This window comes from Psychrobacter pacificensis (genome assembly GCF_018336615.1).
GTDB lineage: Bacteria > Pseudomonadota > Gammaproteobacteria > Pseudomonadales > Moraxellaceae > Psychrobacter > Psychrobacter pacificensis.
Genome location: NZ_CP048752.1, coordinates 2925918 through 2944106 on the forward strand (window position 1 = coordinate 2925918; position 18189 = coordinate 2944106).

General features: G+C 45.0%; 19 protein-coding genes. 14 read left to right on the top strand and 5 right to left on the bottom strand.

From position 1 onward, the window contains the following. The first annotated feature begins 144 nt into the window (after positions 1 to 144). From GYK50_RS12400 to coaE, 3 genes are all read left to right on the top strand, one after another. On the top strand, positions 145 to 1368 hold the full coding sequence (locus GYK50_RS12400; protein ID WP_093069696.1) for a type II secretion system F family protein: 1224 nt from the start codon (positions 145 to 147) through the stop codon (positions 1366 to 1368). A gap of 7 nt (positions 1369 to 1375) precedes the next feature. Beyond that, positions 1376 to 2278, top strand: a complete 903-nt coding sequence (locus GYK50_RS12405; protein ID WP_093069694.1) for a prepilin peptidase — start codon at positions 1376 to 1378, stop codon at positions 2276 to 2278. A gap of 103 nt (positions 2279 to 2381) precedes the next feature. Continuing rightward, on the top strand, positions 2382 to 3068 hold the full coding sequence (gene coaE, locus GYK50_RS12410; protein WP_212564039.1) for a dephospho-CoA kinase: 687 nt from the start codon (positions 2382 to 2384) through the stop codon (positions 3066 to 3068). Here coaE and rlmB read toward each other — a convergent pair. Together rlmB and ppnP are read right to left on the bottom strand one after the other, a co-directional pair. After that, positions 3031 to 3801, bottom strand: coding sequence for a 23S rRNA (guanosine(2251)-2'-O)-methyltransferase RlmB (gene rlmB / locus GYK50_RS12415; RefSeq protein ID WP_093069689.1), 771 nt, complete (start codon positions 3799 to 3801; stop codon positions 3031 to 3033). The genes coaE and rlmB overlap by 38 nt on opposite strands. Positions 3802 to 4047: 246 nt before the next feature. Then, positions 4048 to 4383: a pyrimidine/purine nucleoside phosphorylase gene (ppnP, locus tag GYK50_RS12420; protein WP_058023616.1), complete on the bottom strand. Its 336-nt coding sequence runs from the start codon at positions 4381 to 4383 to the stop codon at positions 4048 to 4050. A 719-nt stretch (positions 4384 to 5102) separates the two neighbouring features. Between ppnP and recN the strand changes: the two genes are divergently transcribed. The 7 genes from recN to GYK50_RS12455 all read left to right on the top strand — a co-directional run bounded on the left by recN (position 5103) and on the right by GYK50_RS12455 (position 10458). Next, entirely contained in the window at positions 5103 to 6782 is a 1680-nt protein-coding gene (recN, locus tag GYK50_RS12425; RefSeq protein WP_212564040.1) for a DNA repair protein RecN, read from the top strand. Positions 6783 to 6939: 157 nt separating this feature from the next. Further along, positions 6940 to 7503 (top strand): YqgE/AlgH family protein, encoded by a 564-nt coding sequence (locus tag GYK50_RS12430; RefSeq protein WP_093069684.1) that lies wholly within the window; start codon positions 6940 to 6942, stop codon positions 7501 to 7503. Between the two features lie 45 nt (positions 7504 to 7548). Then, a complete protein-coding gene (gene ruvX / locus GYK50_RS12435; protein WP_379542904.1) occupies positions 7549 to 8130 on the top strand; it encodes a Holliday junction resolvase RuvX in 582 nt (193 codons plus the stop codon). An 86-nt stretch (positions 8131 to 8216) separates the two neighbouring features. Beyond that, on the top strand, positions 8217 to 8720 hold the full coding sequence (locus GYK50_RS12440; RefSeq protein ID WP_093069682.1) for a hypothetical protein: 504 nt from the start codon (positions 8217 to 8219) through the stop codon (positions 8718 to 8720). Positions 8721 to 8777: 57 nt separating this feature from the next. Beyond that, positions 8778 to 9104 (top strand): sulfurtransferase TusA, encoded by a 327-nt coding sequence (tusA, locus tag GYK50_RS12445; RefSeq protein WP_093069679.1) that lies wholly within the window; start codon positions 8778 to 8780, stop codon positions 9102 to 9104. A 29-nt stretch (positions 9105 to 9133) separates the two neighbouring features. Next, complete coding sequence (xerD, locus tag GYK50_RS12450; RefSeq protein WP_093069677.1) at positions 9134 to 10072, top strand: site-specific tyrosine recombinase XerD; 939 nt, start codon at positions 9134 to 9136, stop codon at positions 10070 to 10072. 47 nt (positions 10073 to 10119) lie between these two features. Next, entirely contained in the window at positions 10120 to 10458 is a 339-nt protein-coding gene (locus GYK50_RS12455) for a DUF3817 domain-containing protein (RefSeq protein ID WP_093069674.1), read from the top strand. 1 nt (position 10459) lies between these two features. Here GYK50_RS12455 and GYK50_RS12460 read toward each other — a convergent pair whose 3' ends face one another. Next, a complete protein-coding gene (locus GYK50_RS12460) occupies positions 10460 to 10906 on the bottom strand; it encodes a PH domain-containing protein (RefSeq protein ID WP_093069671.1) in 447 nt (148 codons plus the stop codon). Positions 10907 to 11136: 230 nt separating this feature from the next. Between GYK50_RS12460 and GYK50_RS12465 the strand changes: the two genes are divergently transcribed. Further along, complete coding sequence (locus GYK50_RS12465; RefSeq protein WP_093069669.1) at positions 11137 to 11757, top strand: class I SAM-dependent methyltransferase; 621 nt, start codon at positions 11137 to 11139, stop codon at positions 11755 to 11757. 90 nt (positions 11758 to 11847) lie between these two features. On the opposite strand, the gene lptG is transcribed toward GYK50_RS12465, so the two are convergent. Then, positions 11848 to 13056 carry an LPS export ABC transporter permease LptG gene (gene lptG / locus GYK50_RS12470; protein WP_093069667.1) on the bottom strand — a complete coding sequence of 403 codons (1209 nt, stop codon included), beginning with the start codon at positions 13054 to 13056 and terminating at the stop codon, positions 11848 to 11850. Beyond that, positions 13056 to 14345 carry an LPS export ABC transporter permease LptF gene (locus GYK50_RS12475; RefSeq protein ID WP_093069847.1) on the bottom strand — a complete coding sequence of 430 codons (1290 nt, stop codon included), beginning with the start codon at positions 14343 to 14345 and terminating at the stop codon, positions 13056 to 13058. Before GYK50_RS12475 ends, lptG begins: the two co-directional genes overlap by 1 nt. Before the next feature lie 488 nt (positions 14346 to 14833). On the opposite strand from GYK50_RS12475, the gene GYK50_RS12480 reads away from it, so the two are divergent. From GYK50_RS12480 to GYK50_RS12490, 3 genes are all read left to right on the top strand, one after another. Further along, positions 14834 to 15451: a cysteine hydrolase family protein gene (locus GYK50_RS12480; protein WP_093069664.1), complete on the top strand. Its 618-nt coding sequence runs from the start codon at positions 14834 to 14836 to the stop codon at positions 15449 to 15451. A gap of 180 nt (positions 15452 to 15631) precedes the next feature. Continuing rightward, positions 15632 to 17290 carry a leucyl aminopeptidase gene (locus GYK50_RS12485; RefSeq protein ID WP_212564041.1) on the top strand — a complete coding sequence of 553 codons (1659 nt, stop codon included), beginning with the start codon at positions 15632 to 15634 and terminating at the stop codon, positions 17288 to 17290. A 75-nt stretch (positions 17291 to 17365) separates the two neighbouring features. Continuing rightward, on the top strand, positions 17366 to 17833 hold the full coding sequence (locus GYK50_RS12490; protein ID WP_212564042.1) for a DNA polymerase III subunit chi: 468 nt from the start codon (positions 17366 to 17368) through the stop codon (positions 17831 to 17833). Positions 17834 to 18189: the final 356 nt, after the last annotated feature.

Below are 18189 nucleotides of genomic sequence, written 5' to 3' on the forward strand. Positions count from 1 at the left end.
ATACTATCTAATAGATATACTTAAAAATAAAACAGATAGGCACTGGTTTTTTGCGCTAAAATAAAGTATACCAGCCAACAATTTTGTCTGGTATTCTGCTTTATGTTTGCAATATCTATATTAGACAATCTCGAGGGTAGTAATATGGCAAAAGCTAAGACTGACATGCTGTTGGACTTTGTCTATGATGGCGTAAACCGGCGCGGGCAAAAGGTGAAAGGCGAAACCACTAGTCGTAGCTTAGAGTTAGCCAAAGCTACTTTACGCAAGCAAGGGATCACGGTTAAAGGTATCAAGAAGAAACCAAAACCGCTCTACACCTTCAAAAAACCAATTAAAGCCATTGATATTGCGATTTTTGCGCGACAATTGGCAACGATGATGAAAGCAGGTGTCCCGCTGACTCAATCTTTTGAAATTGTAGCAGATTCGCTTGATAATCCGAGTATGAAAGACTTGGTGCTACAAATCAAAGCTGATATCGAAGCAGGTGGCACCTTTGCTTCCGCCCTACGTAAACACCCTCGTTACTTTGATGATCTATTCTGCTCACTCGTCGAATCTGGTGAACAATCGGGTGCGCTAGAGACCATGCTTGAGCGTGTAGCGACTTACAAAGAAAAAAGCGAATTACTAAAAGCAAAGATTAAGAAAGCAATAAAATATCCGATTGCTGTCATCGTAGTTGCCATTATCGTTACTATGATTCTATTAATAAAAGTCGTGCCTGTATTTTCAGACCTATTTGAGTCATTTGGCGCAGAGCTACCTGCTTTTACTCAAATGGTAGTGGGTATGTCTGAGTGGATGAAAGCATGGTGGTTTATTTTAATTATTTTTATCGGTGGGGCTATTATCGGATTTTCAGAAGCAAAAAAACGCTCTAAAAAATTCCGTGACTTTTTAGACCGTGCGGTATTAAAAGCACCAATTTTTGGCAATATTGCTTATCAAGCAATTATTGCGCGCTTTGCTCGTACCCTATCTACCACTTTTGCCGCTGGTGTACCTCTCATTGATGCGCTAGATTCTACTGCTGGTGCGACCAACAATGTCGTGTTTTATAATGCCACTCAACAGGTCAAAAATGACGTTTCTACTGGTCAGCAACTACAGTTCTCCATACGTTCAACCAATTTATTCCCAAGTCTCGTTATTCAAATGGTGGGTATCGGCGAAGAGTCTGGTAGCTTGGAAGAAATGCTCGATAAAGTCGCTGTCTACTACGAAAACGAAGTCGACAATGCCGTTGATGGTTTGACCAGCTTAATGGAACCTATGATCATGGCTGTACTGGGTGTATTAGTTGGTGGTCTGGTCATTGCGATGTACTTACCAATCTTCCAAATGGGCTCAGTCGTAGGATAATGGTTTAATGCAATTCATACAGTTACTACAAGAAAATATAGCTCTAGCCTTGGTCGTATTTGGTTTGTTAGGTCTTTGTGTTGGTAGTTTTTTAAATGTTGTGATTCATCGTATCCCACTTATGATGATTTACGGTTGGCGACAAGAATGTAGCCAATTTATGATCGAACAGGCAGATATGCCACGCGAGCATACGTTACCTATAGCGAATGTCGTGGCTACTGACCAACCCATTACTTTGAGTCGACCTGCCTCACGCTGCCCCCATTGCGCTCATAAGATCAGATGGTATGAAAACATACCCTTAATCAGCTGGCTGGCACTAAAAGGGCGCTGCTCAAACTGCAAAGCTGCGATTGGTTTGCGGTATCCTGTAGTTGAGTTAGTAACCGCTTTACTATCGGTGCTCGTGATCTACAAATTCGGTGTCAATGCAACTGGATTGTCAGCGCTCGTTTTAGTGTGGACACTAGTGGCTCTAACCGGTATTGATTTTGATACGCAGCTACTACCCGATCGCCTGACTTTTCCACTAGCAGGTCTAGGATTGGCCGTCAACTCACAAGGCTGGTTTGTCTCACCAACGCAGTCGATATGGGGTTTACTCTTCGGATTTTTATCACTCTGGATCGTCGTTAAAGTATTCTACTTAATCACTAAGAAACATGGGATGGGACAAGGTGATTTTAAATTACTAGCAGTATTAGGTGCTTGGCTCGGGCCCATGATGTTGCCATTAATTATTTTATTATCATCCTTGCTTGGGTCGATCGTCGGAATAATCTTGATGAAAAAACAAGGTGAGAGCAGGCCTTTTGCCTTTGGTCCTTACATTGCTGTCGCAGGCATTGTTGCTTTATTATACGGCTCAGATATCGTCAGCTGGTATCTTGGTATGTATACTTACTGAGTCTTGATAGTAAAATTTTCCCCTAATCTACAGTCACGATTATTGATAAGCAATTTCTTCATTAGTCACTGCTTTTACTACCTCTGTCAAATAAGCCATCATTATGTCAAATAAAGCCGCACAATCTTATTCGCGTCAACCACAGAATCTACAGACAAAAAACAAGACGCTCGTCGTTGGTTTAACAGGCGGGATCGGTAGTGGCAAATCCGCTGCTAGTGCTTGGTTTTCTGAGCAAGGGATCGATATTATCGATGCCGATGTGATCGCTCATGAGATCGTTACTAAAGGCAGCGATACTCTGCGCAAAATCCAAAAAAGATTCGGTGATTGGGTATTAAATGATGACGGATCAATGGATAGGGCCGCTGTACGCACGCACGTATTTGCAAACCCTGAAGCGCTTATTGAGCTTGAGGCGATCACGCATCCAGCGATACGTGAGACAGCCAAAGCACAATTAGAGTCTAGTACCTCAGCTTATGTGGTATTGTCCGCACCCCTACTCATTGAGGGAGCAGAAGCAGGTCTTGCCAATTTATGCCAACGTATCCTTGTAATGGATGCCACCGAAGACACGCAGCTTGCGCGTGCCAGTCAGCGTGATGATCAAAGTATTCAAAAAATCAAAGCCATTATGACCAACCAGCTCAGTCGTGAAGAGCGCAATCGTCATGCAGACGATATCATACTTAACGAGAGCGACCTTGCCTCTCTATACTTACAGCTAGAACCCCTACACCAAGAGTACCTTACGCTTGCCCAGCAGCTAAAGTTCGCTGGCGATTAACCTCATACAGTGCCATACCAGTAGCGACGCTTACGTTTAAGCTTTGTAGGTTGCCATGCTCGTTTCCTGACATCGGAATATAAACCAGCTCATCGCAGCTCTCCATTGTCAGGCGGCGCATCCCCTCTCCTTCTGACCCCATAATGATGGCTGTTTTGCCAGTCAGATCAGCGGCATGGATAGGCTTCGCATCGGCATTGAGCGCCGTACCAAACACAAATACTCCTGCGTTTTTGATGTGCGAAAGTGTACGTGCCAAATTGGTGACACTAATAATCGGCATCATCTCTGCGGCCCCAACCGATACTTTAGCGACTGTGGGCGTCAGGCTTGCTGCATGGTGCTTCGGACAAACCACGGCGTCCACACCCATTGCTACGGCTGTGCGCAAGCAAGCGCCAAAGTTATGTGCGTCTGTGATTTGATCTAGCACTAACAATAAGCACTGTTCGCGACCAATAATGGTATCAAGCAGACCTTCATCAGCAAAACCTAGCGGACGAGCATTGAGTACCACGCCTTGATGCTGCGGGCTACCACATAGCTGTGTCAGCTTATCTTTTTGGGTCGGCTGGATACTGATACCATTAGCTTCCGCCTCAGCCATAATGGCTTGTACATGGCTGTCACTCTCGCGTCCCTGTTGCACAAACAAGCTAAGACCATCCAAAGGGCGGTGTTTAAGTAACGCATCAATGGCATGAATGCCGTAAAAGTAAATGGGTTTTGCCATAACAGGCCTATTAAGTATTAGGTGGATATCGCGCTAAGCGATGGAATAAGAAGAATGTCATTGGCATTGAGCACTGCAACTCGTTGGCAATGAGGGAGCGATTAAGTCAGCACTAAAAACAGAAATAAACAATACCAATCTGATATTGTTTATTGTTTGGTCATTAATATTTGATGGCGTTAGCTGTTCACTGATGATACTAGCTTAATTGCAGCCAATATTAACTTAATCGCATTGTTGATAATATCAACCTTCTAAATGGCAGACATACTGGACGATTTCTTCGGTACGTAGATTGAAACCGCTATTGCCTTCGACAACAAACGATTGACCAGCACGGTAGTAGCTAAACTCGTCATCACCATTAATTTTCACTTCACACTCGCCGCCGGTGATTTCGATACGCTCGGATGTATTGGTGCTAAAGTGATAATGCTCAACCAAGTTATCACAAGGTAAGATCACACCCAAGGTTTTGTGACGACCGTCTTCAAACATAATGGTATGGCTGGAACAGCGACCATCATAAGATACTGTCGCTTGGGCATTAACTGTTACGTTAGTAAATTGCGCCGCTGTCATAGTGGCTTCCTTATCAAATAATTATGGTAAAACTAAAAAATAAGTAACTGGTTACCGCTAGAGCCGCGTCATCAACACACCTCTCTGCACTGAGTGCGGTATCCTTCTCTACTAGATATCTGCGTGCTAAGAGTAGCCACAGGTTCTATGAAAACGCTTTGGAATAATGACTGATTGGCATACTCTTCTCACTATACGCCTGTAATTTTACAAAATCATGACTCGTTATCATGCACCGTATGTCATCAATATAACAAGAAGAGTTTATCATTATGTGAGATTATGCTACCACATTATCTCTATAAAGTTTGTTAAAGCGACTAGGAAAATACTATTTGATGCTGGGCTCAAATGGGCTTATTTATCTGCTTTTATGCCATTAACACATCATTATACTGAGTCTATTTTTATGAATTTTGTCCGAAATCGCGCTTAGTATATAGACATAATTTTGCTATAATCAACCCTCTTAATGATTGATATTACAGCGATTACTCATTGCCAGTTTTTGATAATTTTGTGGTAATCTTCCAATCACAAATTCGATTATACACTCCCTTAATGTTTGTATTTGAGCACATTTAGCACCATACTGTTTGCCTACAATATTTATCTATTTAGTGTCGTTAAATAGATAAATTCATTGCTTTATTTATCTTATTTTATAGATGGCTTCTTAAGATTTATATGAAGTTCATTGTCTGTCATGAGAGGCGTTGATGCTAGTATCATTAACTTTACATCAGTTTGCGTTGATCGCTCAGCATGAGCTGAGTGTCGCTGAAGGCTTCAATGTCATCACTGGTGAAACAGGGGCTGGCAAGTCGTTATTGCTGGATGCACTATCCTTGTGTGTAGGTGCACGCGCAGACATCGCGATGGTCAGACATGGCGCAGACAACGCAGACATTTATGCTCAGTTTGATGTACACAACAACAGCGTCATTGCCGAATGGTTTGCCAAGAATGATCGGGCGCTAGACGAGCCTGAAGTACTTATTCGGCGGCAGCTGAGCAATACTGGTCGCTCAAAAGCATGGTTGAATGGTTCGCCTGCCAGTTTGGCTGAGCTAAAAAGCTTGGGCGCATTACTGGTCAATATTCATAGCCAACATGCTCAGCAAGCCTTACTCAAGCCGCAGTTTGTGGTGAATTGGCTCGATGAGATGGCACAAATAACGCCACTCACGCGTCAGACAGCCAGTAGCTATCAGCAGTATCAGCAGCTAAAGCGTCGCGCTGATGATATTGCAAGTCGCGAGGCTCAGCGTCAAGACCGTATTCAACTTTTACAAAGCCAACTGGCAGACATCACCCCTCTATTGGCTGTGGACTATGCAGAAGTTGAATCTGAGCACGAGGAGCTCTCTAATATTGAGGCCTTAATGCAAGAGGCCAGCCATGGCTTGCATCTGCTCGACAACGATACCGATGAGCCAGATGTAATGACCTTGCTCGGGCAAGTAATCAAACTTTGCGATCATCAAGTTGGTGTCAGCCAAACCTTTGAGCAAGCCTCTGAGCAGCTGCATTTGGCGCAGCAACAAATCACCGAGGTGACGGCGCTACTGTCAGATTATGCCGAGCAGCAACTACCTGACCCTGAACGCTTACAAGCATTAGACAATCTCATCAGTTTAAGTCATCGCTTATCACGTAAGTACAACTTGCCAGCGAGCGATTTGATTGATGAAGCAAAAGCTTGGCAAAAGCAATTAGAGCAGTTAGAAAACGAGCCGAGCAGTGATGCGATGGCCGCGCAAATTGAGCAAGCTTGGCAGGATTATCTAGCACTGGCCACACAGCTAAATCAAGAGCGTACAAAAGCGGCACCAACCATTAGTAAACAGCTTATAGAACAACTACAACCGCTTGCCTTACCCAATGCGCGCTGCGAGTTCGTTTTTACCAAAAAGACAGAGCCTAGCCAGTACAATGCACATGGCTGCTACGATATTGATTTATTGTTCAGTGCCAATGTCGGTATGCCCATGCAGCCACTGCATAAAATCGCCTCAGGTGGTGAGCTGTCACGAATGGCGCTGGTCATGCAAGTCTTGCAAGCAACCAACGCTGATAACAAAGCTGCCAAACCCATGCTCGTATTCGATGAAGTCGATGTCGGTATCAGCGGCGGTACGGCGCAGGTGGTCGGCGAGCTACTACGCGCGCTTGGGCAAACGCAGCAATTGCTCGCGATCACTCACCAAGCACAAGTCGCGGCGCAAGCGCACCAACATATCTTGGTACAAAAGCACCATCAAGAACAGACCGAAAGTGAGCTGATAATACTGACAGGCAGCGCGCAGGTAGATGAGCTGGCGCGTATGTCTGGTGGCGTTACGATCACCGATGTGACTCGTGATCATGCTCGTAGCTTGCTGTCTGATGTCAAATGACACATTAATTGTCGTTAAATCATCCAGCACGATTCATCAAAAAAGTACTTGTTAAATCTTTGTGGCTATCAATAGCAATTGGCGCGAATCTTGCTTTTCTATTGGTTATCACCATATAGTGGTCTTTCACCCTTATTATTCGGTTGCGTTTGTTTCTATGTCTAAAACCAATTTGACTCACCACTTCTTAATTGCGGCGCCAGAGCTGTCAGACCCAAGGTTTGAGCAGGCGCTCATCTATATCTGCCGCCATGATAAGCATGGTGCGCTAGGTCTGATGGTCAATCGCCCATTAGAGCAAGCACGAGTGGGCAAGCTTCTAGAAGATTTAGATATTGAAGTGACCAATCCGCAAGTGATGGAAGATGTGGCTTTAGAAGGTGGCCCTATGTATCCTGAGGTCGGCTTTGTGCTGCATACAGGTCAGCCTGAATGGGCGTCCTCTTTTGCGATTTCAGAGAATGTCTGCATCACCACCAGCCAAGATATTCTAAAGCGTATCGCGGCAGGTCAAGGCGTCGGTCACTATCAACTGTGCTTGGGTCATGCCAGCTGGGGCAAAAAACAGTTAGACCAAGAACTGGGTAATGGTGATTGGCTCGTCTGCCCTGCCGATCTGACTTTATTGTTTGATACGCCGTTCGAAGAGCGCTGGCAAATCGCCGCTGACAAAATCGGCGTCAACTTTGACTATCTTAGCAGTGACATCGGACATGCTTAATAGCACATGCTCTATGAATACAGATAAAAAAGGATAGCCTTTAATATGGTAGATAGCCCTTTTATAGCAAATGATGAAGATACCATTGATGATGACATTGACACTAATGGCAAGGTTAGTGGCAATATGAGTGACATTGAGATTGATGCCATTGAACCAAAGATCAAACCGCATCTTATTTTGGCGCTAGATTATGGTGTCAAGAAAATGGGCATGGCACTCGGTAATAGCTTGACCCAAACCGCACGCGCTTTTGACATCTTGGCGATGAATAATGGTCAGCCCGACTGGGACAACCTCATCGGTATTATCAAAGTCTGGGGCGTGGCACAGGTGGTGGTCGGCCTGCCACTTAATATGGATGGTAGCAGCTCCATGCTCTCAAAACGCGCACATAAATTTGCGCGGCGTCTGGCTCATAGAATTATGGAGCAGCATCTGCCAGTGACCGTATCATTATGTGATGAGCGTTTAACCTCTATCGAAGCAAGAGAAATCGCATGGGACAACGGCTGGATCCAAAACGAGCGCGACCCGATTGATGATATCTCTGCGTGTATTTTGATGTCGACGTATTTTGCCGATCCAAATAGCAGCTTGGCTATCGACGCGGTCAAAGCAGACTAATTAGGCAAGATAGGTAGAAGACACTGTTATTTCTGTCGCACCATTTTGCTACATCGTACCTATTCACAGATAAATGACTGATTACTATGACCACTGCCCTAGACCAAGACTTGCATACTAAGTCGCAACATGGTTTTGCCCCGCTTGCTATCGCTCGTATCAAGGGCGCACAGCGAGCCAACCAGCTGGCGATTTATCTGATTTATGCGGCCATTTTTGCTTTTGTGGTCTTTGGTACCATCGCTAGTATCAAGGCCTTTCATGACAGTCAGCTGCTTTATCAACTGTTTTACAATCTGCCCTACGCATTGGTTGCGTTGACCATCCCCATTACGCTTTATGATGCTTTTGTGGTTTATCGTTATCGCTTAAACCAACCCTCGATGATTGCCATGAGTATTGGCGTATCGTCCATCATTTTGCTTGGCGGCTTATTATTTGCTGATACAGCATGGCTGGGATTATCCTGCTGGGTGGGTGTGGCATTTTTATTCAAAGTCAGTTTTAAGCGCTTTTTTAACTTCTTAGACGTGGCAAACACTGACAAAGAGGCAGCAGCCGTAGACGATCTAGACAGTACACCTCAGTAAGCGATTAAACAAACGATCCATTCTTTAACCTACCTACTTAGTTTTACGATAATGACTATGACTACTTCTATACCAGATACGACCATCGACCATCACCTAGACACGCAGGGGCTGATCTGTCCTGAGCCTGTGATGATGCTGCACCGAGTCATCCGAAAAGCAGATAGCGGTGAGGTGATTGAGATACTGGCCACTGACCCTGCTACCACCCGCGACATTCCAAATTTCTGTCGTCATCTGGGTCATGAGCTGATGACTCAAGAAACATTGGCAGAAAATATCAGCCTAGATACTGACCCTGATGAAATCACTGTTGATGGCGATGACACCACGCCAGCAAGCGCCACGCTCTATCGCTATGTGGTGAAGAAAAAAAGTGGTTAACTTATATCTGACCTATATCCGAGCATCCTATGAGTCGTGACCGCGCCGTACAGCAAAGGCAACCCAAAGCGCTGGCAGTCGATGATGAGCCGTCTTATATGACGGAGTTTCGTCAAGCCATGCTAGCACGTGGTTTGGCGACGCGTACCCGTAATGCTTATGTGCGCGACTTGCGTTCTTGTGAGTTGACCAACCCACTCGCCCTGACCCGCTGGCAGCCTGATGATGTGCTGCACTGCCTTTCACTGCTTGCCCAAGATGGTAAAACCCCACGCACCCAAGCGCGTATGCTCTCAAGTCTGCGTCAGTTCTATTTATGGATGATAGCGAGCAATCTGCGCGAAGACAATCCCTGCGAGCGTATCAAAAGCCCAAAGCTTGGACGTCCGTTGCCAAAGGATTTGGCCGAGGCTGATGTCGATAATCTCCTTGCCGCACCTGATACCAGTACGGCGCTTGGACTGCGTGACAAAGCGATGCTAGAAGTGCTCTATGCCTGCGGTTTGCGCGTCAGTGAGCTGATTAATCTGTCACTTGAGCAAGTGAACCTAAACGCAGGCTGGCTACAAATCACAGGTAAAGGCAATAAAACCCGACTGGTGCCACTCGGTGAATACGCAGCGGACGCACTGGAAGATTATCTGTCTCATGGGCGCAGCGATCTGATTGCCCATCTAAAATCTGGTAACTGCCAAGCGGTATTTCTGACCGCGCAAGGCGGCTATATGACGCGGCAAAACTTTTGGTATCTTATCAAGCGTTACGCCAAAGTAGCCAGTATCGACAAAGAACTCTCACCGCATACGCTGCGCCATGCCTTTGCCACTCATTTGCTCAATCATGGCGCCGACTTGCGCAGCGTACAGCTATTGCTTGGACACAGTGACTTGTCCACGACGCAAATCTATACCCATGTGGCGACAGCAAGATTGCAGCAGCTACATACCGCGCACCATCCACGTGGTTAGCGCGAGCGCTTAATTTATATATTGACTCATCAGCAAAGGACCATACTGTGCCGCAAGCTCAGCCATCATCCAAGCCCACTCTCACCAAAGCGCAAGCATTTGCGTTAAAAAAATTGACCATTATGGGTTATTTGGAAGGCACGTCTTTTTTGCTGCTGCTAGGTATCGCCATGCCACTCAAATATATGCTGAATATGCCTGAAATGGTGGGCTACGTCGGGCCTGTGCATGGAGTGTTGTTCATCGCCTATATTGTGGTGCTCTTTATCACGGCACATAAAATCAAAATGCCGCTGTGGGCGCTCCCTGCTGGTGTGCTTGGTTCATTTTTGCCCTTTGGTCCATTTGTGTTTGATCATGTGTTAAAGAAACGGTTGAGTAAGTAGTCTAGAAATTATATTTTTTCTCTATCACTATTTTGGGATTACGTGCTTGTATCTCTTGATAAAAGCGCGGCTTGTCTTTTGGCGATATCAATATTTCTTTGTTTCGATATTCTATTTTAAGTCTATCCAATGATAGTGCTGGTGCAGACGTCATGCTTCGAGTTGGCGTAATATATGTGATATCTGCCAGTTCAATGGTTTGAGTAGACAGACCACTATCCACATATAGCTGGCTATCGGTTAGGGTGTATTTAGTACCAAAAAAAGGCATAAGCATCAGTGCTGCAAAAGGCAGTAGGATAATCATTAGCAGTATGTTTCGCATACGTGAATTACTTTTGCCCCAGCGCCATTCCCATAATGGAATGAGGATAAGTGATAAACTACCGACCCATAAAATCAACGCGATCCAGAAGTCGACTTTAGATACAAATATAATGTCTGCCATACATACTACTTCAGAGCTATCAGGTTAAAGTTGAGTGTAAGCCTCTCACCTAATCTTGCCAATATCTTTTTTTCTATGTATTTTCTACATGCTAAATTTGGCAACCATAATGATTCCCGTAATACGATGCTGCAAACCTGCCCTTTTCTCGCTACAATACTCGTCATACGATGCGCACTGTCTAATTAGACAACGCACCCCCTTTTACCTATCTATTATCCGAGAATCCTATGAGCCACCCACTAAATCATAAGCCACCTGCTGACCTGCTAAAAAATGCCCAACATTGGCGCGAAGACATTAACTTTCGCCAAGACGTGCTGGGTAAGCCGTTTGATTTTGCAACCACGTGGGGTATTTTTTCACCGCAAAAGCTCGATGACGGTAGCCTGATGCTGCTTGATTATGTGGATTTCCAAAACGATGATGATTCAATCGATTTGGGCTGTGGCTATGGCGTACTTGGTATGACAGCCGCGCGTGAATGTCCAAATGGTCAGCATACCTTGATTGATAAAGACTTTATGGCAGTAGAATATGCTCGCCGTAACTGCGAAAAAAATGGTCTAAAAAACGTCGATGTGCATTTATCAAATGGCTTTAATCATGTGGCAGCGGACAAAGACTTTAGCCTTGTGATGTCGAACTTGCCCGCCAAAGTTGGCAAAGAGCAACACTATCTGTACTTCCTTGATGCCTATGCACGCATGCGTCAAGGTGGCCGTTTTTATGTCGTGACCATCAATGGCTTGCGCCAGTTTATGAAGCGCTCGTTTACCGAAGTGTTCGGCAATAGCGAAAAGATCAAACAAGGCAAAACCTATACGATTACTATGGCGACCAAAGTTTAGTCTTCAGCATCCAACCATAAAAGATCGTCATAAAAAAGCACGCTAAAATAGATCTAGCGTGCTTTTTGTCTTGTATGACCAACTGTCTTTCTACATCTGGCGTTTTATCAAATAACCACCCAATAGCGCACTGCCTATTATCGGTAACAACACCATCAGCATGGGCGAAAATCCTGTAGCAAGCGATATAAATCCGACCAAATCCTGAATATAGCTAAAGAGCAAGCCAAACAGCAAAGCCACCACGATGCGCAAGCCCAAACTGTGCGTCCGTAGCGAGCCAAAGACGAATGAGCAAGCAACAATGACCAGTGACAATATTGATAAAGGTGATAATAGCTTTTGCCAAAACGCCACTTCATGATCCAAGGAGCGCTTGCCCTGCCCTCGCATAAACTGACGATGCTCGTATAGTTGCGTCAGAGACAAATCCTCTGCCTTGCGCGTCAGTAGATACACAGACTCTGGAGCGAATGGTAAGCTGAGCGTATCTGATGGTGAAACGGCTTGGCTACTCTCAAAGCCCTGATTAATGCTAAGCTCGACCATATCGTTCAGCTGCCATTCGTAGCGATACTGCTCGCTTGGCTTGTCACTGGTCACATCGATAGGCTCACGCCCCGTATATTTTCCGCCATTAGCATGTACAGCGGTTTGCAGATTACCGTTGTTATCTAAATGCCAACGTTTTACCTCGCCGATATTACCCTGAACATCGGCATAATCGATATATAAAATATCACTGCCATCAGGTGTGGCGCTGCCATCTTGTGCATTTTCAAAGCGTGGCTGCACCGTCCAATAGCCGCGCACCGAAGTGACTAGCGATGTGTTGTCCTCATCGTTTATTTGCTTTGCCAATTGATTGGAATGCGGTAGCACGAACTGATTAATCGCCAATGCCAGTAGCACAAAAATGAAGGCAGGTTGTAACACCCAGCCGACGATACGATAGATGCTGACCCCAGCCGCACGCATGACGACCAGCTCACTTTTATTAGCAAGTAAGCCCAATCCTATGACGGCACCGAGTAGCGCACCCGTTGGGATGAATTGCTCTAAGAAATAGGGTGATCGATAAAAGATATATTTAAGTGCCTGCCCCATCGTATAACGGTCATCTAACGAATCGAGCTCTGATAGATAAGAGAATACCAGCTGTAACGCCCATAAACCAACGACGGCCGCGATAATAGCAAGTAAGGCGTTGAGTTTGACATAACGGCTGAGGACTTTTAAATTGGCAGGTTTTTTGGCCAGCTGACCAGCCCCTGCAGACTTAGCAAATAAAGAGCGCATTAAGACTGCCCTCCTTGTGAGCTATTGTGTTGATTGTCCAGACTGCTGATAGGCGCGGCGACGGCTAATCTATTTTCTTGTTTACGAAAGCGCAATCGATGTTGCACACGGCTGCCCCAATTCAAATAAAGCGCTAGTGCCATAAAGCCTAATACCAGCCATGCATATGCCCATACGCTAATACTGCCTTTGCTCACTGCGTTCTTAAGCGAGATGATGCCTAGCGCACAGCTGACAAATAATAAGATAGAAGGAAATAGACGCAGCCAACGCCCTTGACGTGGACGCACTTGCGCAAGCGGTACAGCCAGCATCGGTGCGATAATCATCAGCCACGGCAGTGCCAGACGGTAGCCAAGCTCACCTTGAGCAGCACGCAGCGCGTTATTTGTACTGGTTTGTGCATCACCCGTTGCCGCTTGCCATAGAGGTCCAATTGCTTGGGTTTCAATATTGTCTTCAGTAATGACCTCTTGCGAGGATTCAGTAAGCGTGATGCGATAACGGTCAAAGGCGACTTGATTGTATTTCAAGCTGCCTGCACCCACCTCATAGCGACGACCTTGAAATAGATCCAACTGGGTCACACCACTATTGCCAGTATTGACCTGTTCAGCACGCTTGGCGAGCGTGATGGTATCTTTACTGATGTTTTTTGCATCTCTATTTATAATATCTTTTGGCATATCAGAGATGCCCATTTGATCAGCGGTTTCTTGATCAATCGTATTATTCATATCAGCGCTTTTGCCAGCATTACCCTTTGGCGTCGGTTCAGATTGGATCAATATCACATCTTGTAGTTTTTTCTTATCATCGCTGAGACTACCCACGTATAGATGGTAGTTATCGCTGCTTATAAACTCATTTGGGCTAATCAGATCGAACGCACTGGTCAATGCTTGCTGCTGCCATACCGCCTCAGATGAGCGTACGCCCCATGGTTTGCCTACGATAGATAGCGCCGCCTCACCAACAAACAACGCTAATATCAATGGTGTCATCAGGCGAGCCAGCCTACCGCGAGACACCCCACTGGCATTGATGACAGCCATTTCTTGATCGACATATAAACGACCAAACACCAGCATCAACGCGATAAAAAAGGCCAGCGGTAATATCAATTCTAGAAAATACGGCAGGTTGTACCCGATGATCGTAAACAGCAGGCCAATATCCAAACGGCCTTCAGCAGCAATGCCAAAATAACGTATCAAACGACCGCCAAGCATCATTACTACCAAAAACCCCAGCACCAAAGCAGTGGTCGAGGCAACTTGTCGAGTCATATAGCGGCGTAATATCACAATGGGTACTCTTAAACAGTTGGTATGCGCATGATGGATTGGGGGATCTATCGTCATATTTGAGCACAATAACAATGCATCATAGGCATCGTATACGTTCAAATAATACTGACAATTACTGAGTGACTGATTAGTCCTACTCAACAAACACAAGCGACAAATATAACCGCTAATCCTAGCATGTTTTGCCTAAAAATGGCTGTGAAATGTGTTTGCAAACATTACGTACACTTTACTGATAGCACATTACTATCGGTAGACGATAAACATATCAAATATTGGATAAATCGTTAATGAAATCTTATATGGAATTGGTTTAACAGGGTTTTCTCCAATACGTTTTTTATTTATTTAGTTTGGAAAGGTTTGTTTGTCATTCGTATCATCGAATCTCTATCTCTGTTATTAATTGCTAAACTGACTGACGGATAAAAATATTTTTATGTCATCTAATGTAATGGAGAATACCAATGACTAATACCACATCTACGCCCGCAACCCTACTTGAACTCGCTGGTGGTCAGTTCGATACACTTGATTGGTCAAATTGCGCCCTCGTACTTATCGATTATCAAAACGAATACGTCGATGGTGCCATGCCATTAGGTCAAGCAGGCGCTAAGGCCATCGACAACGCACGACTATTGCTGGATAAAGCCCGCAAGCAAGATGTCCCTATCTTTCACATCACCCATCATGGTGCAGAAAATGGTAATGTCTTTGATCCTTTATCATCTAACGTCGAGATCGTCGAAGAGCTACAGCCGCAAGATGGCGAAACCGTGATTGCCAAAAACCATCCCAATGCGTTTTATGATACGCAGCTACAATCACTACTCTCGTCTGCAAACAAACAACAAATTATTTTTGCAGGTTTCATGAGCCACATGTGCGTAAGTTCCAGTGTGAGAGCTGCCTTTGATCTGGGTTTTGACAATTTTGTCTGTCACGACGCCTGTGCCACTCGCGATCTCCCAAGTGCTACTAGAAAAACCATCAGTGCTGAGGTCATGCATGACACCGCGATGGCAGCGCTACAAGACAGGTTTAGTGCGTTAGTAACGACTGATGAGTTGGTGAAAGGTTAGCGTGAATCCCTAACCACTGATCAAGTAAAACGGTTCCGACATTTTACCTAAACGGTGCAAACTGCGCACCATCATCGCAATATGCTACACTATCGTGATTGCTCTACAAGCCAAATAATCCAATAATCTAACAGGCACCAGCAATTGCATCATTTTCATAACTCTAATAAGGATAACTATATGAATATCAAATTATCTCAGCACCTGCCAAAGACGCATACGCAAAAAATCCTTAAAAAAGAAGCCAAAAATAAAGACGACGCTTGTCTGGTGGTCTTGGTCGATGATAAGAAAAACATCCTTGCCAACTCCATGCTGACAGATTATACCGCTCGTATTGAGCAATTGATTGAAGTCTCTCATTTTAAGGGCACAGCCTGTGAGACCGTTGCTGATTATGCATTGGCAGGGGATAAAAAAACCACCAAACAAAACCCTGTACAGCTATTGTTGGTTGGTGTTGGTAACACGGACAAATTCAGCAATACCGTACTGCAAAAAATTGCCAAGACCATCTATAGCAGCACGCAAAAGCGTGTATCGTCTATTACCGTTGCTTTAGGTGATGCGCTAGAAGAAAGCCATTTTGGTCAATTTGCCCTAAACCTATTGGCAGCCAGCTATCGCTTTGACAAATATAAATCTGAGCAAGCAACGCCTGTATTGACTGATATTTATCTGTTAGCTGATAACTCACTACAGCCTGCACTCGCATTTGCTGAGGCAGTATTCGCCGGTCAAAGCCTCACTCGTGACGTCGCCAATGAGCCAGGTAATATTTGCTTCCCTGCATATATGGCAGAGCAAGCACAAGAACTTGCAAAAACCTATCCTGACCTATTGACTGTCAAGGTACTCGGTGAAGACGAGATGTCAGCGCTGGGTATGAACTGCTTCTTATCAGTGGCTCAAGGCTCTACCAAAGAAGGTCAGCTTGTCATCATGGAGTACCGCGGTAAATCCTCATTTAGTGCAAACGCTGGCACCACCGAGCAAACGATTAGCAACGCGAAAGTGACTGGTCTAAAAAAAGCGCTCGCTGATAAACTACCAACCAAAAAGTCCGCTAAAAAATCCGACAAAGCTAGCGACAATAATGCACAAGCTACAAATGATGATGCGCCTATCGTCTTGGTCGGTAAAGGCGTGACCTTTGATTCAGGTGGTATCTCAATCAAGCCAGGCGCGGCAATGGATGAGATGAAGTTTGATATGGGTGGTTCAGCCTCAGTACTTGGTACTATCAAAGCTCTATGTGAAGCACGTTTACCAATCAACGTGGTCGGTGCGCTCGCCTGTGCTGAGAACATGCCATCAGGTGATGCCACGCGCCCAGGCGATATTGTCAAAGCCATGAATGGTAAATCTGTTGAAATTCTGAACACCGATGCCGAAGGTCGCTTAGTACTGGCTGATACTTTATGCTATGTACAGCGCTATAATCCAAAAGCCATCATCGATGTCGCCACATTGACGGGTGCTTGTGTGGTTGCATTAGGCCATGTGCGTTCAGCAGTCTTTAGTAACGATGAAGATGTATTGTTTGATCTCGAGAATGCGAGCAACTTATCAGGTGATCTTATCTGGCACATGCCACTAGACGACGAGTATCAAGCACTGATTGACTCGCCAATTGCTGATATCCAAAACATCGGTGGTAAAGGTGCGGGCGCAGTGACTGCCGCTTGCTTCTTGTCTCGTTTCATTGAAGAAGGTCAGGCATGGGCGCATTTAGACATTGCTGGTACCGCATGGAACTCAGGCAAAGATAAAGCCGCGACTGGTCGTCCAGTACCGCTATTTATGCAGTACCTGAAAAACAGCGCGGATATGGCTTAATCGATCAATGGCAGTGCATTAACGACCGTCTATTGATAAATGCTATTTTATAAAACACTTTATGAAAACCATTCTATGAAGATCAGTTTTTATGTATTAAGTGAGAGTAAAGCCCAAGATTTCTTGGGCTTTATTTGTCAGCTGACTCAGACAGCGCTGAACAAAAGCACGCAGTCTTTGTTGATTTTGATCGAAGATGAAACGTTGCTAGCAGAGCTAGATAGAGCACTTTGGGCACAAGAGGCCACCAGCTTTATCCCGCATCACTGCTTGTCAGATATTGAGTCTACAGGTTCTGACTCTAACGCTCATCATTCTACCGCCCCCGTGCTACTTGGCAATCATATACCAGCGGATTTTAATGGTATCGTGCTCAATACAACGACACGTCCGGTGACTGACTTTATGGCTACGACCAATAATGCCAAGCCCTCTCGCGTCCTTGAGCTAATCAGACCTGATGCTACCAGTACCCAAGAAGGTCGACACAAATATAAAGCCTATCAGCAATTAGGCTATGAGTTGACTCACTTTAGGGTATAGTGCTGCCGTTTATTTCTCTCTTTACTTTGTCACTACTTTTAACACGCCCTAGGCATTTTTGCTAATTTGCCTTCGTCTATACTTGCTCCACATTTGAGCACACTCGTTATATTTTGCCTGTTACTTTTCACTTTATACGTCGCCTCCACTGCTATAGTCGAACCACTATTAAAGCGTTACAGCGTTAGACTCGTTTAGCCTACTACTGTAGTACTTGCACTCGTCTGCCTTGTACCACTTTTAATATTGATTGACTATATGAGCGGTATGCGAATATGCCAAAAAATGCTACCATCCCTCGATAAATTTTTGCTCAAACAATTCATTTACTTTTGACAGATTTCGAGGATGTACAA

Coding starts and splice junctions, on each gene's coding strand:
- GYK50_RS12400 (WP_093069696.1), top strand. CDS start 145: ATGGCAAAAGCTAAGACTGACATGCTGTTGGACTTTGTCTATGATGGC.
- GYK50_RS12405 (WP_093069694.1), top strand. CDS start 1,376: ATGCAATTCATACAGTTACTACAAGAAAATATAGCTCTAGCCTTGGTC.
- coaE (WP_212564039.1), top strand. CDS start 2,382: ATGTCAAATAAAGCCGCACAATCTTATTCGCGTCAACCACAGAATCTA.
- rlmB (WP_093069689.1), bottom strand. CDS start 3,801: ATGGCAAAACCCATTTACTTTTACGGCATTCATGCCATTGATGCGTTA.
- ppnP (WP_058023616.1), bottom strand. CDS start 4,383: ATGACAGCGGCGCAATTTACTAACGTAACAGTTAATGCCCAAGCGACA.
- recN (WP_212564040.1), top strand. CDS start 5,103: ATGCTAGTATCATTAACTTTACATCAGTTTGCGTTGATCGCTCAGCAT.
- GYK50_RS12430 (WP_093069684.1), top strand. CDS start 6,940: ATGTCTAAAACCAATTTGACTCACCACTTCTTAATTGCGGCGCCAGAG.
- ruvX (WP_379542904.1), top strand. CDS start 7,549: ATGGTAGATAGCCCTTTTATAGCAAATGATGAAGATACCATTGATGAT.
- GYK50_RS12440 (WP_093069682.1), top strand. CDS start 8,217: ATGACCACTGCCCTAGACCAAGACTTGCATACTAAGTCGCAACATGGT.
- tusA (WP_093069679.1), top strand. CDS start 8,778: ATGACTACTTCTATACCAGATACGACCATCGACCATCACCTAGACACG.
- xerD (WP_093069677.1), top strand. CDS start 9,134: ATGAGTCGTGACCGCGCCGTACAGCAAAGGCAACCCAAAGCGCTGGCA.
- GYK50_RS12460 (WP_093069671.1), bottom strand. CDS start 10,906: ATGGCAGACATTATATTTGTATCTAAAGTCGACTTCTGGATCGCGTTG.
- GYK50_RS12465 (WP_093069669.1), top strand. CDS start 11,137: ATGAGCCACCCACTAAATCATAAGCCACCTGCTGACCTGCTAAAAAAT.
- lptG (WP_093069667.1), bottom strand. CDS start 13,056: ATGCGCTCTTTATTTGCTAAGTCTGCAGGGGCTGGTCAGCTGGCCAAA.
- GYK50_RS12475 (WP_093069847.1), bottom strand. CDS start 14,345: ATGACTCGACAAGTTGCCTCGACCACTGCTTTGGTGCTGGGGTTTTTG.
- GYK50_RS12480 (WP_093069664.1), top strand. CDS start 14,834: ATGACTAATACCACATCTACGCCCGCAACCCTACTTGAACTCGCTGGT.
- GYK50_RS12485 (WP_212564041.1), top strand. CDS start 15,632: ATGAATATCAAATTATCTCAGCACCTGCCAAAGACGCATACGCAAAAA.
- GYK50_RS12490 (WP_212564042.1), top strand. CDS start 17,366: ATGAAGATCAGTTTTTATGTATTAAGTGAGAGTAAAGCCCAAGATTTC.